Genomic DNA, 15,847 nt, shown 5'->3' on the forward strand with positions numbered 1-15,847 from the left:
TGATTATATGCATAAAAGAATCTACTTATCTCCCCCTCATATGAGCGGAAGAGAGCAGCATTATATTTCAGAAGCCTTTCACTCTAACTGGATTGCACCGCTTGGGCCTCTCGTGAATTCATTTGAAGAACAGCTGGCTGAACGCGTCGGTGTTAAAGGGGCCGCTGCAGTCAGCTCAGGAACGGCAGCGATCCACCTGGCGCTGCGTTTGCTTGAAGTAAAAGAAGGGGACAACGTGTTTTGCCAGTCCTTTACATTTGTAGCAACCGCCAACCCGATTTTATATGAAAAAGCGGTGCCTGTCTTTATTGATTCTGAGCCTGATACGTGGAATATGTCGCCAAAAGCCCTTGAAAGAGCGCTGGAAGAAGCAAAAAGAAAGGGAACGCTGCCAAAAGCGGTGATTGCTGTCAATCTATATGGACAGAGCGCGAAAATGGATGAAATCGTAAGCCTTTGTGATGCATACGGAGTTCCTGTCATTGAAGACGCAGCCGAGTCTCTCGGTACAGTTTATAAAGGGAAGCAAAGCGGGACATTCGGGCGCTTCGGCATTTTTTCATTTAACGGGAACAAAATCATCACCACATCAGGCGGAGGGATGCTCGTTTCAAATGATGAAGCCGCCATTGAAAAAGCAAGATTTCTCGCTTCACAGGCCCGTGATGCGGCTGTTCATTATCAGCACAGCGAAATCGGGCACAATTACAGGCTGAGCAATATCTTAGCCGGTGTAGGCATTGCCCAGCTTGAGGTGCTGGATGAGCGGGTGGAGAAAAGAAGGGCCATTTTTACGAGATATAAACATGCACTCGGTCACATAGATGGTGTCCGCTTTATGCCGGAGTATGCAGCAGGCGTATCCAATCGCTGGCTTACCACACTCACACTTGAGAACGGACTCAGTCCATATGACGTAGTGGAACGCCTTGCTGAAGAAAACATTGAAGCGCGTCCGCTGTGGAAGCCGCTTCATACACAGCCGCTGTTTCAGCCGGCTTTGTTTTATTCTCATGAAGGGACAGGAAGCATATGCGAAGATCTTTTTAAGCGCGGGATCTGTCTCCCATCTGGATCCAATATGACGGAAGAAGAACAAAACCGGGTCATTGATGTGCTAGTAAACTTATTCCAAACAGCCGAGGTGAAGAAATGGACAGCAAGTATTCGATGATCAGCCTGAAACAGAAATTGTCCGGGCTGCTCGACGTCATTCCGAAACAATCCGAGATCATATACGCCGACTATCCTCTATATGGAAATGTAGGGGATTTATTTATTATGAAGGGAACAGAAGCCTTCTTTAAAGAACATGGGATCCGTGTCAGAAAACGCTGGAATCCTGACAATTTTCCTGTCGGACGGAAGCTGGATCCGAATCTCATCATCGTCTGCCAGGGAGGCGGAAACTTTGGGGATTTGTATCCGTATTATCAAGGCTTTAGAGAGAAAATCGTCCAAACCTATCCGAACCACAAAATCGTGATTCTGCCGCAATCGATTTACTTTCAACAAAAAGACAATCTCAAACGGACAGCTGAGATATTTTCTAAACATTCGAATCTCCACATCATCGCAAGGGAAAAAGCCTCCTATGAAACGGCGCAGGCTTACTTTACAAGCAATCATATTAAGCTTCTGCCTGATATGGCTCATCAGCTTTTTCCCATCGCTCCGACGCAGCAGCCGTTCAATCAAAAGCTGAAATTTATCAGGACAGATCATGAAGCAAACGAGGAGCTTCAGGAACACGCAAGAGCGGAGAGCTACGACTGGCGCACAGTGCTGTCAGCTTCAGACCGCCGGACGATCGCTTTTCTGCAAACGCTGAACGTCCTGAACAAAAAAGCGGGCAACCCTCTGCCGATCGCGTTTATATGGGAAAAATACTCGGATTATATCGTCAAAAAAGCGATCCGGTTCTTCAGCCGTTACGAAACGGTCGAAACGTCAAGGCTGCACGGACACATCTTGTCCTCTCTTCTCCAAAAAGAAAACACGGTCATCGATAATTCCTACGGGAAAAACGCCAATTACTATCACACCTGGATGGAAGGAGTGCCGTACACCCGGCTCATCCAGAACGCTTCTAAGAAGGAAAACCTTCCTGCTCACATGTGAGCGGAAGGTTTATTTTGATTCTCCCCGTTTGACTTTGTTGTACGCTTCATCTAAATGCTGAATCCGTTTCAAAACGACTGCGTTTTTCGTCAGCTGGTCCTGCACAAGCGTTGAGACGACGGAACGGTAATAGCTGTTCATCGCGTGGATTTTATCCTCTGATTGATTCATTTCGATATGCTGTTTTAAATTCTCAATAAAATAAGGGACGGAAAAAAGTTCAGACATTTCTTTGGCAGCTCCTTTTTCATAAATGTATACGGTGTGATCTCAATCATGTACAATGAAGAAAGGGGAGTGAGCAAGATGGATATGAAACTTCAGCAAGTACAAGTATTAAAGCCTCAACTGACACAGGAGCTCAGGCAGGCCATCACGCTGCTTGGCTATCATTCGGCAGAACTCGCCGAATACATTGATGAGCTCTCACTGGAAAACCCTCTTATTGAACGAAAGGAATCAGACACACCGCCACTATCTTACCATAAAACAAATAAAAACAGGATGAATGCACAGGAAGCAGGCCTTCAATTAAGTGATCCGCAAAAAACACTGCAGGATGTGTTAAAACAGCAGTCACTCGATATGAATTTGACAAACTCTGAAAAAAAGATTTTTAATTATCTGATTCATTCGCTTGATTCGAATGGGTACTTGGAAGAAGATATGGAGGAGGCAGCACGGCGATTATCTGTTTCGACTAAGGAAGCGGAGGCTGTTTTGGCAAAACTCCAGTCGTTAGAGCCAGCTGGAATCGGCGCAAGATCTCTGCAGGAATGCATTCTTCTCCAATTACAGCGGCTGCCGAATAGAAATGAACAAGCGGAAATGCTTGTTTCTGCTCATTTTGATGCTTTTGCGCAAAAGAACTGGAAAGCGCTTTCAAAGGAGACGGGAATTCCGCTTCATACGATTCAAGATATCTCTGATGACATCGCAGCTCTTCACCCAAGACCGGGCCTTCTGTTTGCCCGGCCGGAGCAAGATGTGTATATCGAGCCTGACATTTTTATTACCGTGAAAAACGGGCACATTGCTGCGGAGCTGAATACCCGCTCGTTTCCAGAGATAGACCTGCATCCGCAGTACAGGCCGCTTTTATCGTCGGGCTCCTGTCAGGATACCGCTTCATATTTATCGGCAAAGTATCAGGAATGGCGCTGGCTGAGCCGCGCGCTGCAGCAGCGAAAACAGACGATCACGAGAATTGTTAATGAGCTGATCACACGGCAAAAGGATTTCTTTCTGAAAGGGCGAAGCGCAATGAAGCCGCTGACTCTTAGAGAGGTAGCGGACTGCCTAAGCCTTCATGAATCAACTGTGAGCCGGGCAATTAAAGGGAAAACGATACAAACGCCGTACGGGCTGTTTGAGATGAAACTCTTTTTCTCAGCAAAAGCTGAGGCTTCAGGAGATGGAGATACGTCTAACTATGCAGTCAAAACGCATCTTGAAGACCTGATTAATCAAGAGGACAAAACAAAACCGCTCTCAGATCAAAAGCTTGCCGATTTGCTATATGAACAGAACGGCATCCAAATCTCCAGACGCACAGTCGCCAAATACCGCGACCAAATGAACATTCCGTCGTCGGCAGCAAGAAAACGGTATAAATAAAATCCTCCCGTGATGGGAGGATTTTTTAAGGAATCATCCAGCTGAATACATGATGCTGCAAAAAGGTGATGATACAAACGAGCAGCAGCAAAAACAAGCTGTGCTTAATGGTAAAGCGGAAAAGATCTGACTCTTTTCCGGCAAGTCCTACCGCGGCGCATGCCACCGCAATTGACTGCGGCGAAATCATTTTTCCTGTGACACCGCCTGATGAGTTGGCGGCGACTGACAGAACAGGGTCCATGCCGACTGATAACGCGGTGACTTTCTGCAGGTTGCCGAACAGCAGGTTGGCAGAAGTATCCGAGCCGGTAATGAAGACGCCGAGCCAGCCGAGAACAGGCGAAAAGAAGGTAAACATCGAACCCGTCAGCGCGAGTGTCATCCCGAGTGTCGTACTCATTCCCGAGGAATTGGTGACATAGGCAAAACCGACGACAGATGCGATGGTCAAAATCGGAAACTTCAACTCTTGGATTGTTTCTTTAAAAACGGCTCCCCAGTCTTTCCACGAAATCGCCGTGATGAACTTTGACAGCAAAGCGGCAATCAAGATCGCGGTGCCGGCCGAACCAAGCACCTCAAGCTTGTAAACCGCTTCAATCGGCGTGCCGTCAGCATTGATAATTTGATTGTTCAAAAAAGGCACACCAGGGGCAAAAGTCAGTTTTTGCCCAACGGCATTCAGCCACTGCAAGAAAACAGCGGAGCCTTCATAATGGCCGGTCAGCGCCGATTTGACAGATGGGATGCCCCATACAGAAATCATGACTGTCAGCAGCAGAAATGGCGACCAGGCCATGAAAATCTGTCCGCCGCTGTACGCAGGCGCTGCCTGATTCGTTTTCGCCGTTTCAATCGCGGCGGCCGATTCCTGTTCACTGGCAAACCGGAATGTTGTTTTCGGCTTCCACCATTTTAAAAACACTGCAAGCGCAGCCATCGAAACAAGTGCCGACAAAACATCCGGCAGCTCAGGCCCTAAAAAATTGGAGCTGAGATATTGAACAACAGCAAAGGAAACACCGGAAACGAGAATTGCCGGCCAAACCTCCAAGGCTTTCTTGAACCCGCTCATGATGATGATTAGATAAAGAGGAATAAATACGGATAGAAACGGCAGCTGCCGCCCGACCATTTGTGAAATCTCCATCGCCGGAATCCCTGTCGGCCCTTCTACGGCTGTAATCGGAATCCCAATCGCCCCAAAGGCCACAGGGGCCGTATTGGCGATCAAACAGATTCCCGCCGCATAAAGAGGGTTAAAGCCGAGTCCGACCAGCAGAGCGGCAGAAATGGCAACCGGTGCTCCGAAGCCCGCCGCTCCTTCTAAAAAAGCACCGAATGAGAAAGCGATCAAGAGTGCCTGAAGCCGGCGGTCATCAGTTATCGAGAGGACAGAGCTGCGAATGATATCAAACTGTCCCGTTTTCACAGTGATTTTATACAAAAAAACAGACGTCACAATAATCCAGCCGATCGGCAACATTCCGTATACGGCTCCTTGTGTAGCGGACATCAGCGCTTTTTCCGCAGGCATCCGATAAACCAATACAGCAATGACAAGTGCGATCCCCAAGGTGGACAAGCCCGCTGTATACCCCTTCATGCGTTTAATCGCGAGTGCCCAGAAAAAGAAAATAATCGGTACCAGTGCGGCGAGCGCTGATAAAAGCAAATTTCCCCCTATAGGCGTAAATGCCTGTGTCCATTGCATCCCAAACCCCTCCTTGAAACATAAACTGGCGTTATATGTAAGCGGTTTCTAAAGATGATATGATCATCTGATGACTGGGTAATAAGACCAGTTACCTAGCATTATATTTTGAAAAAAATCAAAGTACAAGACTTTTTGACAAAATTGTCTAAATCTTTTGGCGGCCCCGAAAACAGAGTATAATAGATCGTAACCAGCCAGACCTACAAGTTACGGGGTGAATTGCATTGAAATACAAACAGATTAAAACAAAGAAAATATATGAAGAAGTGGCGGATGCACTATTAGATATGATCAAAAACGGCGAATTGAAGCCGGGAGATAAATTAGACTCCGTTCAGGCGCTCTCTGAAAGCTTTCAAGTCAGCCGCTCAGCGGTCCGTGAAGCACTTTCTGCATTAAAAGCGATGGGGCTAGTCGAAATGAAACAGGGAGAAGGCACATACTTGAAGGAATTTGAACCGAATCAAATTTCTCAGCCGCTCTCAGCCGCGCTTCTCATGAAAAAAGAGGACGTTAAGCAGCTGCTTGAGGTCAGAAAATTGCTTGAAATCGGCGTTGTATCATTAGCTGCTGAAAAAAGGACAGAAGAGGACCTCGAAAGAATTCATGCTGCGTTAAAGGAAATGGGCAGCATTGAAGGGGACGGAGAGCTGGGTGAGAAAGCAGACTTCGCATTTCATCTGGCGCTGGCTGACGCTTCCCAAAATGATCTTCTTAAACATCTGATGAATCACGTGTCATCATTGCTGCTGGAAACAATGAGGGAAACACGGAAAATCTGGCTGTTTTCCAAGAAGACCTCAGTTCAGCGGCTTTATGAGGAGCATGAGCGGATTTACAACGCCGTGGCTGCACAGGATGGAGTGCAGGCGGAGGCTGCTATGCTGGCGCATTTAACGAATGTGGAAGCTGTGCTTTCGGGATATTTCGAGGAAAATGTGCAATAATCAACTCATTTCCCGGGCAATTCCGCCGGTGCTGCATGATACAAACAACTGAGACTGAGCCGCAAAGGGTTCAGTCTTTTTACATGAAGCAGCAGGGGCTTTGTACACTTGACATTTGCGGGAAAGAAAGTAAAATGTTTTACTAAAATGAACGGCAAGCTGAATAATGGAGGCAGATGCAATGGCGACAATTAAAGATATCGCACAGGAAGCGGGATTTTCGATCTCAACCGTTTCCCGTGTTTTAAATAACGATGAAAGCCTTTCTGTTCCTGATGAGACACGGGAGAAAATCTATGAAGCAGCGGAAAAGCTCAATTACCGCAAGAAAACAGTAAGGCCGCTGGTGAAACATATTGCTTTTTTATATTGGCTGACAGATAAAGAGGAGTTAGAAGATGTCTATTTTAAAACAATGAGATTAGAAGTAGAAAAACTGGCGAAAGCATTCAATGTCGACATGACAACGTATAAAATATCGGATGGAATCGAACGCATCCCTGAACATACCGAAGGGTTTATTGCCGTCGGCACATTTTCTGATCAAGAGCTGGCTTTCCTCAGAAATCTCACTGAAAACGGCGTGTTTATCGATTCAACGCCTGATCCCGATCATTTTGACTCAGTAAGGCCTGATTTAGCCCAAATGACAAGAAAAACGATAAACATGCTGAGCGAAAAGGGACATAAGAACATCGGTTTTATCGGCGGCACATACAAAAATCCAAACACCAATCAAGATGAAATGGACATCCGTGAACAAACCTTCAGATCCTATATGAAGGAAAAAGGCATGCTGGACGAGCGGTATATTTTCTGTCATCGCGGGTTCTCTGTAGAAAACGGCTACCGCCTGATGACAGCAGCAATTGACACATTAGGCAATCAGCTCCCGACCGCTTTTATGATCGCGGCGGACCCGATTGCAGTAGGCTGTCTGCAAGCCCTGAACGAAAATGGTATTGCCATACCGAACAGGGTCAGCGTTGTAAGCATCAACAACATCAGCTTCGCAAAGTATGTCTCGCCCCCTTTGACAACATTTCACATTGATATATATGAATTATGTAAAAATGCTGTTCAGTTGCTGCTTGAACAAGTGCAGGACAAGAGAAGAACGGTAAAAACATTGTATATTGGCGGGGAATTGATCGTCAGAAAGAGTATGAATTGAGAATGGCTTAGGAGACTAAGCCATTTTTTGTTTAAGTAAAAAAATTTACTTTTAGAAGTAAATAGTTTGTTTACACATTTTCTCAGTCGTGCTATATTATTTTAAAAGCGCTTTCATTTATGCCGAAAGGGTGACAATCGATGAAAATGATAAAAAAGTGTTCCGTATTCATGCTATGCGCGGCTGTCAGTTTATCTTTGGCGGCCTGCGGCCCAAAGGAAAGCAGCAGTGCCAAATCAAGTTCAAAAGGATCAGAGCTTGTCGTATGGGAGGATAAAGAAAAAAGCATCGGCATCAAAGACGCTGTTGCTGCATTTGAAAAAGAGCATGATATAAAGGTTAAAGTCGTGGAAAAACCGTATGCCCAGCAGATTGAAGATTTGCGAATGGACGGACCGGCCGGTACAGGCCCTGACGTGCTAACAATGCCCGGTGACCAAATCGGAACAGCTGTCACGGAGGGATTACTCAAGGAATTACATGTCAAAAAGGACGTTCAATCGCTTTATACTGACGCCTCTATTCAGTCTCAAATGGTAGACAAAAAGCTGTATGGTCTGCCTAAAGCAGTGGAAACGACAGTGCTTTTTTACAACAAAGATCTCATCTCAGAGAAGGAATTGCCGCAAACACTGGAAGAGTGGTTCGACTATTCTAAAAAGACAGCTGACGGAAGAAAGTTTGGATTTTTAGCCCTGTTCGATCAAATTTATTACGCGGAAAGTGTGATGAGCGGATATGGCGGATACATTTTCGGAAAGGATCAAGACGGCAGCTATAACCCGTCTGACATCGGGATCAATCATGAAGGCGCTGTCAAAGGTGCGGCGCTGATTCAAAAGTTTTATAAAGAGGGTTTATTCCCGGCAGGCATTATTGGAGAGCAAGGGATTAATGTGCTGGAATCGCTGTTCACTGAAGGAAAAGCCGCCGCGATTATCTCAGGCCCGTGGAATGTAGAAGCTTTTTCGAAGGCAGGAATCAATTTTGGCATAACGAAGCTGCCGAAGCTGGACAATGGGAAAAACATGAGTTCCTTTATCGGCGTCAAAAGCTACAACGTCAGTGCATTTTCAAAGAATGCGGAGCTGGCGCAAGAATTAGCTGTTTATTTGGCAAACGAAAAAAATTCTAAAACACGATATGAACAAACGAAAGAAGTCCCTGCTGTGAAATCCTTAGCCAATGATCCGGCAATTATGAAAAGCGAGGCGGCACGGGCGGTTACTGAACAATCCCGCTACTCAGAGCTGACGCCAAATATCCCGGAAATGAATGAAATATGGACGCCGGCTGATTCAGCATTACAAACAATTGCAACCGGAAAAGCGGACCCAAAACAAGCATTGGATCAAGCTGCTGAAACGGCCAAAGGACAAATCAAGGCAAAGCACAGCGGAAAATAAAGAGAAACCTAGATTTGTATTGTAAGAGAGGTGAAAACGGTGCAGCATCGTCAAATCGCTTTGTTGCTGTCAATTATTCCGGGGCTGGGGCAATTTTATAACAAGCAATGGATCAAAGGTTTTGTCTTTCTTTTCTTAGGCGCATCGTTTTTTGCGGTCTTTGGAGATCTGCTTAATATGGGGTTTTGGGGAATCTTTACGTTGGGAACAGAGGTGCCGCGGGATAATTCCGTGTTTCTGCTGGCAGAAGGGATTATCGCTGTGATTGTGGCCTGCTTTGGCCTTGCGGTGTATTATGTGAATCTTCGCGATGCGTTTCAAAGCGGAAAACAGCGTGATGAAAACAAGCCATTAAGTTCCTTAAAGGAACAATACCAGCATATCATTTCTGAGGGCTATCCTTATGTCGTCAGCGGCCCATCTTTGTTTATTTTAATTTTCGCCGTGATATTCCCTATCTTATTCAGCTTTGCATTAGCCTTCACAAACTATGATTTGTATCATTCTCCTCCTGCAAAATTAATCGATTGGGTCGGTTTTCAAACCTTCTCAAATATCTTCACAGTTGATATATGGAGGTCGACTTTTTTTGATGTGCTGGCTTGGACGGTGGTTTGGACACTTGCTGCATCCACACTGCAAGTCAGCCTTGGGATTTTTCTCGCGATCATCGTCAATCAGAAAGACATTCGTTTTAAACGCTTTTTCCGGACGATTCTGATTTTGCCATGGGCCGTTCCCGGATTTGTAACGATTTTAATTTTTGCAGGGCTGTTTAATGACAGCTTCGGCGCGATGAATCACGACATCTTGGCTTTCTTCGGTATAGATCCGCTTCCGTGGATGACAGATGCCAATTGGTCGAGGCTTGCGCTGATTCTCATGCAGGGCTGGCTCGGGTTTCCATACATCTTTCTCGTCTCAACAGGCGTATTGCAATCCATACCGGACGATCTGTATGAAGCGGCAACGATTGATGGCGCTTCTGTCTTATCAAAGCTGAGGTACATTACGCTTCCGATGGTGTTCATTGCTATGGCTCCGATTATCATTACCCAGTTTACGTTTAATTTTAATAACTTTAATATTATCTATCTATTTAATGGCGGAGGTCCGGCTGTAACCGGATCAACAGCCGGCGGGACAGATATTCTCGTTTCATGGATTTATAAATTGACAATGCAGTCCAGCCAATATTCACTTGCCGCTGCTTTAACAATTCTATTATCTGTGTTTGTCATTTCCATCGCATTGTGGCAGTTCAGACGGACAAAGTCTTTTAAAGAGGAGGCATGAGGCATGCTGGCAGATATGAAGGTCAGAAAATATATCCGTCTCCTTTTCTCTTACTTGCTGTTAGCCTGTATGGCAGTCATCATTGTGTATCCTCTCCTTTGGACAGCAGGCGCAAGCTTTAACCCCGGCAACAGCTTGGTCAGTACATCCATCATTCCGAAGCATCCGACTCTCGACCATTACAAGGAATTATTTGCGGGCAAAGAAAGCCTTCAATATGTGCAGTGGTATATCAACTCAATGAAGATCAGCCTGTTTACGATGGCAGGGTCTTTGATCTGTGTGACATTTACCGCCTATGCGTTTTCGCGGTTTCGATTTAAAGGGAGGAAATACGCTTTAACTCTCTTTTTATTGCTGCAAATGATTCCCCAGTTTTCAGCGTTAATTGCCCTGTTTGTATTGGCGCAAATCTTGGGGATGATCAATAGCCACTGGCTGTTAATCTTGCTTTATATCGGCGGCCTGATCCCGATGAATACGTATTTGATGAAAGGATACATGGATTCCATTCCGATGGATTTAGATGAAAGCGCCAAGATTGATGGAGCCAGCAGCACAAGAATCTTCTTCCAGATCATTCTGCCTCTATCAAAACCGATGGCGGCAGTGGTCGCCATGAACGGTTTTACCGGCCCGCTCGGAGATTTTGTGCTGTCCTCAACCATATTGAGAACGCCTGAATCCTATACATTGCCCGTCGGTCTATTCAATTTAGTAAATGATGTCATGGGGGCCAGCTATACGACATTTGCAGCCGGAGCTCTCCTCATCAGCATACCGGTTGCTGTCATCTTTATCATGCTGCAAAAGAATTTTGTGTCCGGTTTAACCGCAGGGGGAACGAAAGGCTAAGAGAATAAGGAGGAGAATGTGATGTCAAAGCTTGAAAAAACGCTCGTAACAGAAGCAAAATTTATGCTCCACGGAGGAGACTACAATCCCGATCAGTGGCTCGATCGGCCCGATATTTTAGCCGATGATATCAAGCTGATGAAGCTTTCTCATACGAATACGTTTTCTGTCGGCATTTTTGCATGGAGCGCACTTGAGCCGGAGGAGGGCGTATATCAATTTGAATGGCTGGATGATATTTTTGAACAGATTCACAGCATAGGCGGCAGAGTCATCTTAGCAACGCCAAGCGGGGCGCGTCCTGCCTGGCTTTCGCAAACCTATCCTGAGGTTTTGCGTGTCAATGCCTCCCGTGTCAAACAGCTGCACGGCGGAAGGCACAACCACTGCCTCACATCTAAAGTCTACCGAGAAAAAACACGTCACATCAACCGCTTATTAGCAGAACGATACGGCAATCACCCGGCGCTGTTATTGTGGCATATTTCAAACGAATACGGGGGAGATTGCCACTGTGATCTATGCCAGCATGCCTTCAGGGAGTGGCTGAAATCGAAATATGACAACAGCCTCAAGGCGCTGAACCATGCATGGTGGACTCATTTTTGGAGCCACACATTCAATGATTGGTCACAAATTGAAAGCCCTTCGCCGATCGGTGAAAATGGCTTGCACGGCTTGAACTTAGACTGGCGCCGGTTCGTCACAGATCAGACGATTTCGTTTTATGAAAACGAAATCGTTCCGCTGAAGGAATTGACGCCTGATATTCCGATCACAACGAACTTTATGGCAGACACGCCGGATTTGATTCCGTATCAGGGCCTCGACTACAGCAAATTTGCGAAGCATGTCGATGTGATTAGCTGGGACGCTTATCCAGTCTGGCACAATGACTGGGAAAGCACAGCCGATTTGGCGATGAAGGTGGGCTTCATCAATGACCTATACCGGAGCTTGAAGCAGCAGCCTTTCTTATTAATGGAATGTACGCCAAGCGCAGTCAATTGGCATCACGTCAACAAAGCAAAGCGCCCGGGCATGAATCTGCTGTCGTCCATGCAAATGATTGCCCACGGCTCGGACAGCGTTCTCTATTTCCAATACCGGAAATCACGCGGATCATCAGAAAAGTTGCACGGGGCGGTTGTGGATCATGACAATAGCCCGAAGAACCGCGTCTTTCAAGAAGTGGCCAAAGTCGGCGAGACACTGGAACGGCTGTCCGAGGTTGTCGGGACGAAGCGTCCGGCTGAAACCGCTATTTTATATGACTGGGAAAATCACTGGGCGCTCGAGGATGCTCAGGGATTTGCGAAGGCGACAAAACGTTATCCGCAAACGCTTCAGCAGCATTACCGCACGTTCTGGGAGCATGATATCCCTGTTGACGTCATTACGAAAGAACAAGATTTTTCACCATACAAACTGCTGATCGTCCCGATGCTGTATTTAATCAGCGAGGACACTATTTCCCGTTTAAAAGCGTTTACGGCTGATGGCGGCACTTTAGTTATGACGTATATCAGCGGGATTGTAAATGAGCATGACTTAACGTACACAGGCGGATGGCATCCGGATTTGCAGGCTATTTTCGGGATTGAGCCTCTTGAAACTGACACGCTGTATCCGAAGGATCGAAATGCTGTCAGCTACCGCAGCCAAACCTATGAAATGAAGGATTATGCAACGGTGATCAATGTAAAGACCGCTTCAGCAGAAGCGGTGTATCAAGAAGATTTTTATGCGCGTACGCCAGCAGTGACAAGCCATCAATACCAGCAGGGCAAGGCGTATTTTATCGGTGCGCGTTTGGAAGATCAATTTCATCGTGATTTCTATGAAGGGCTGATTACAGATCTGTCTCTTTCTCCTGTTTTTCCGGTTCTGCACGGAAAAGGCGTGTCCGTACAAGCGAGGCAGGATCAGGACAATGATTATATATTTGTCATGAATTTTACGGAAGAAAAGCAGCTGGTCACGTTTGACCAGAGTGTGAAGGATATGATGACAGGAGACATATTGTCAGGCGACCTGACGATGGAAAAGTATGAAGTGAGAATTGTTGTAAACACACATTAGGCTGTTGCTCCGCTCGGTATGGGCGGATTCTTTTTTCTACGGAATGAAGACGCTTACTAAATCGGGGGATGAAATCATGAAAAGCAAAGTGAAAATGTTCTTTGTGGCTGCCATCGTGTGGAGTGCATGTAGTTCATCAGGATATGCTGCGGCCATTGAGGCAGAGAAACATGTGCCAGGGCTTCGGACAAATGACCTTTTCGTTAAAAAGGTAGCGGGCATGAACAAGAACTTTATCAAAGGAGTAGATGTGTCCAGCATTATTGCTTTGGAAAACAGCGGTGTCACCTTTTACGATACAAGCGGGAAACGCCAGGACATTTTTACAACTTTAAAGCAGGCTGGAGTCAACTATGTTCGCGTCCGCATCTGGAATCACCCATATGATTCAAGTGGCAATGGGTATGGCGGGGGAAACAATGATGTTCAAAAAGCCATCGTTATCGGAAAAAGAGCGACAGCGAACGGAATGAAGGTGCTGACTGATTTTCATTATTCTGATTTCTGGGCTGATCCTGGGAAACAGAAGGTGCCCAAAGCTTGGGCCAATCTCAGCTTTGAAGCTAAAAAAGCAAAGCTCTATGAATATACGAAGCAAAGCCTTCAAAAGATGATCAAGGAAGGCGTAGACATCGGCATGGTTCAGGTCGGAAATGAAACAACAGGGGCTTTTGCCGGCGAAACGGATTGGGCGAAGATGAGCCAATTGTTTAATGAAGGAAGCCGAGCGGTCAGGGAAACAGACCGCAGCATCTTGGTCGCCCTGCATTTTACCAATCCTGAAACAACTGGAAGGTATTCATTTATTGCGGAAACCCTCAGCAAAAACAAAGTGGATTATGATGTATTTGCGAGTTCCTATTATCCTTTCTGGCACGGCACATTACAAAATTTGACCTCCGTACTGAAGGCAGTCGCTGATACGTACGGCAAAAAAGTCATGGTGGCAGAAACGTCATACACCTATACCGCTGAGGATGGCGACGGGCATGAAAATACAGCGCCTAAAAGCGGGCAGACGCTGCCATACCCGATTTCCGTTCAAGGCCAGGCAGATGCGGTAAGAGATGTGATGGAAGCCGTAGCAAATACGGGTACGGCAGGACTTGGCGTTTTCTATTGGGAGCCGGCGTGGATTCCAGTCGGGCCGAAAACGCAGATAGAGAAAAACAAACTGTTATGGGAAACATACGGTTCAGGGTGGGCCTCCAGCTATGCTGCTGAATATGACCCTGAAGATGCCGGAAAGTGGTTTGGGGGAAGTGCTGTAGATAACCAAGCTTTGTTTGATTTTACCGGACACCCGTTGCCTTCCTTGCAGGTATTTCGATATGCAGAGACAGGCCATAACCTGAAGAAACGCTGAAAGAGAAAATCCATGAGATGCAACAAATCATTGTTATGTCTCATGGATCATTTTAGGTCAATTAATATAAAACATTCATCATCACTTTGATGCTGGGCTTCCTTATGTTGATCAAGTGATGTAAGGATGTTTTCTTTCAGGTCAGCAATAGGCAAATCGGGATGAGCCTTTAATAAATCAAATAAATAACATGAAGCCGTAGGATCCATCACACCATCTGTATAAAGAAGAAGCCTTCCGCCCTTCGTGTATGGAAGGCTCTTTGACTGGAACACCGCGTCTTCAAACATCCCGATCGGAGGTGAGGTTGCTTGCAGCAGATGTTGAGTTCCATCGGCGTCCTGCCATAATGCGGGAGGATGCCCTGCGTTGACATAATCAATTTTTTGCCGCGCAGTATCAACGACGAGATAAATGGCAGTACAATAATGTCTGGCTTCCTCATCATTTTGAAACAAGCTATGAAGGTGGCGGTCTAATTCCTTCATGACTTTGACAGGACCGAGGCCTTGCGTGATCTGGCGCTGAAACAAAGGATGAAGTGACATTGTAATCAGAGCGGATGAAATCCCGTGCCCCATCACATCAAGGATAATAATGCCGTAACGATGTTCATCGATTTGATAAAATCCGTAAAGATCACCCGATAAGTCACTGGATGCTTTGTAATAAGAATCAATCTGAATTTGACCGTTTACAATCGGCTCAGTTAACGAGTTTTCCTGAATTCTTCTGGCGAGCTCAAGCTCTCTTTTGGTGTTTAATTTAAATTGCTGATTTTGCTTGTTGCTCTCAAGGAGTTCTTCTTGTTTTGCCTTCAGAGTCTCCAACGCAATCTCTAACTCCGCATTGGCTTTCTGTTTGGCATGCAAAGCTTCCTGGGCCGCGTTTTTGGCCATCAACAGTTCATTTTCATATTCATTTCGCTTCCGCATTGGAATCAGAACACACTCGGTAATAGAATCTCCGCGATCTGCTCTTACCACGGCATTGACAAGGACGGGAATGTCTTCTCCATCTCTTGTTTTTAGGGAAATGTACATTTCTTCAATGTGCTTCTCCAGTTTCAGAAGCGGAACAAAATAGAGCTGGTAGAAAAGCTGTGCGGAAACAGTCAAGATTGTATCCATATGCTGGCCGATTACCTGTTCCTGATCGTATTTTAGAATGTTGAGCAGAGTACGGTTGACCGCTATTATTGAACCCTCTTCTGACAAAGTGAGGAAACCGCATGGTGCATTATTCAATTGTTTGTCCATTCAG

The 15,847-nt window shown here is 46.0% G+C and carries 13 protein-coding genes; 10 read left to right on the plus strand and 3 right to left on the minus strand.

The window, feature by feature from the left end; all coding sequences use genetic code 11:
- The first annotated feature begins 7 nt into the window (after window positions 1-7).
- Window positions 8-1,174 (plus strand): aminotransferase class I/II-fold pyridoxal phosphate-dependent enzyme, encoded by a 1,167-nt coding sequence (locus MOB98_RS10220; RefSeq protein WP_268358123.1) that lies wholly within the window; start codon window positions 8-10, stop codon window positions 1,172-1,174.
- Window positions 1,153-2,121, plus strand: coding sequence for a polysaccharide pyruvyl transferase family protein (locus tag MOB98_RS10225; RefSeq protein ID WP_268358121.1), 969 nt, complete (start codon window positions 1,153-1,155; stop codon window positions 2,119-2,121). Before MOB98_RS10220 ends, MOB98_RS10225 begins: the two co-directional genes overlap by 22 nt.
- 9 nt (window positions 2,122-2,130) lie before the next feature.
- On the opposite strand, the gene yvfG is transcribed toward MOB98_RS10225, so the two are convergent.
- The gene (yvfG, locus tag MOB98_RS10230) at window positions 2,131-2,349 is read right to left on the minus strand and encodes a protein YvfG (RefSeq protein ID WP_003219905.1); all 219 of its coding nucleotides are present in this window, start codon (window positions 2,347-2,349) and stop codon (window positions 2,131-2,133) included.
- Window positions 2,350-2,427: 78 nt separating this feature from the next.
- Here yvfG and rpoN point away from each other — a divergent pair, with 78 nt between their 5' ends.
- Window positions 2,428-3,738 (plus strand): RNA polymerase factor sigma-54, encoded by a 1,311-nt coding sequence (rpoN, locus tag MOB98_RS10235; protein ID WP_268358120.1) that lies wholly within the window; start codon window positions 2,428-2,430, stop codon window positions 3,736-3,738.
- A gap of 25 nt (window positions 3,739-3,763) precedes the next feature.
- Here the strand turns inward: rpoN and lutP are convergent, their stop codons facing one another.
- Window positions 3,764-5,455: an L-lactate permease LutP gene (gene lutP, locus MOB98_RS10240; RefSeq protein WP_268358119.1), complete on the minus strand. Its 1,692-nt coding sequence runs from the start codon at window positions 5,453-5,455 to the stop codon at window positions 3,764-3,766.
- A 227-nt stretch (window positions 5,456-5,682) separates the two neighbouring features.
- Between lutP and lutR the strand changes: the two genes are divergently transcribed.
- From lutR to MOB98_RS10275, 7 genes are all read left to right on the plus strand, one after another.
- Window positions 5,683-6,405 (plus strand): L-lactate utilization/bacilysin biosynthesis transcriptional regulator LutR, encoded by a 723-nt coding sequence (gene lutR, locus MOB98_RS10245; protein WP_284439438.1) that lies wholly within the window; start codon window positions 5,683-5,685, stop codon window positions 6,403-6,405.
- Between the two features lie 181 nt (window positions 6,406-6,586).
- On the plus strand, window positions 6,587-7,579 hold the full coding sequence (ganR, locus tag MOB98_RS10250; protein ID WP_268358118.1) for a galactan degradation operon transcriptional regulator GanR: 993 nt from the start codon (window positions 6,587-6,589) through the stop codon (window positions 7,577-7,579).
- A 140-nt stretch (window positions 7,580-7,719) separates the two neighbouring features.
- Window positions 7,720-8,985 carry an arabinogalactan oligomer ABC transporter substrate-binding protein GanS gene (ganS, locus tag MOB98_RS10255; RefSeq protein WP_268358117.1) on the plus strand — a complete coding sequence of 422 codons (1,266 nt, stop codon included), beginning with the start codon at window positions 7,720-7,722 and terminating at the stop codon, window positions 8,983-8,985.
- 39 nt (window positions 8,986-9,024) lie between these two features.
- Window positions 9,025-10,281, plus strand: a complete 1,257-nt coding sequence (ganP, locus tag MOB98_RS10260; protein ID WP_268358115.1) for an arabinogalactan oligomer ABC transporter permease GanP — start codon at window positions 9,025-9,027, stop codon at window positions 10,279-10,281.
- A 3-nt stretch (window positions 10,282-10,284) separates the two neighbouring features.
- The gene (gene ganQ / locus MOB98_RS10265) at window positions 10,285-11,136 is read left to right on the plus strand and encodes an arabinogalactan oligomer ABC transporter permease GanQ (RefSeq protein ID WP_268358113.1); all 852 of its coding nucleotides are present in this window, start codon (window positions 10,285-10,287) and stop codon (window positions 11,134-11,136) included.
- Between the two features lie 18 nt (window positions 11,137-11,154).
- Entirely contained in the window at window positions 11,155-13,218 is a 2,064-nt protein-coding gene (gene ganA / locus MOB98_RS10270) for a beta-galactosidase GanA (RefSeq protein WP_268358111.1), read from the plus strand.
- 76 nt (window positions 13,219-13,294) lie between these two features.
- Window positions 13,295-14,584, plus strand: a complete 1,290-nt coding sequence (locus tag MOB98_RS10275) for an arabinogalactan endo-1,4-beta-galactosidase (protein ID WP_268358110.1) — start codon at window positions 13,295-13,297, stop codon at window positions 14,582-14,584.
- A gap of 47 nt (window positions 14,585-14,631) precedes the next feature.
- Here the strand turns inward: MOB98_RS10275 and MOB98_RS10280 are convergent, their stop codons facing one another.
- On the minus strand, window positions 14,632-15,843 hold the full coding sequence (locus tag MOB98_RS10280; protein ID WP_268358109.1) for a SpoIIE family protein phosphatase: 1,212 nt from the start codon (window positions 15,841-15,843) through the stop codon (window positions 14,632-14,634).
- Window positions 15,844-15,847 lie beyond the last annotated feature (4 nt).

The organism is Bacillus sp. N13C7 (assembly GCF_026790065.1).
Classification (GTDB): Bacteria; Bacillota; Bacilli; order Bacillales; family Bacillaceae; genus Bacillus.

Excerpts from the sequence above, each read along its gene's own strand:
- MOB98_RS10220 (WP_268358123.1), top strand. The coding sequence starts at position 8 with ATGCATAAAAGAATCTACTTATCTCCCCCTCATATGAGCGGAAGAGAG.
- MOB98_RS10225 (WP_268358121.1), top strand. The coding sequence starts at position 1,153 with ATGGACAGCAAGTATTCGATGATCAGCCTGAAACAGAAATTGTCCGGG.
- yvfG (WP_003219905.1), bottom strand. The coding sequence starts at position 2,349 with ATGTCTGAACTTTTTTCCGTCCCTTATTTTATTGAGAATTTAAAACAG.
- rpoN (WP_268358120.1), top strand. The coding sequence starts at position 2,428 with ATGGATATGAAACTTCAGCAAGTACAAGTATTAAAGCCTCAACTGACA.
- lutP (WP_268358119.1), bottom strand. The coding sequence starts at position 5,455 with ATGCAATGGACACAGGCATTTACGCCTATAGGGGGAAATTTGCTTTTA.
- ganR (WP_268358118.1), top strand. The coding sequence starts at position 6,587 with ATGGCGACAATTAAAGATATCGCACAGGAAGCGGGATTTTCGATCTCA.
- ganS (WP_268358117.1), top strand. The coding sequence starts at position 7,720 with ATGAAAATGATAAAAAAGTGTTCCGTATTCATGCTATGCGCGGCTGTC.
- ganQ (WP_268358113.1), top strand. The coding sequence starts at position 10,285 with ATGCTGGCAGATATGAAGGTCAGAAAATATATCCGTCTCCTTTTCTCT.
- MOB98_RS10275 (WP_268358110.1), top strand. The coding sequence starts at position 13,295 with ATGAAAAGCAAAGTGAAAATGTTCTTTGTGGCTGCCATCGTGTGGAGT.
- MOB98_RS10280 (WP_268358109.1), bottom strand. The coding sequence starts at position 15,843 with ATGGACAAACAATTGAATAATGCACCATGCGGTTTCCTCACTTTGTCA.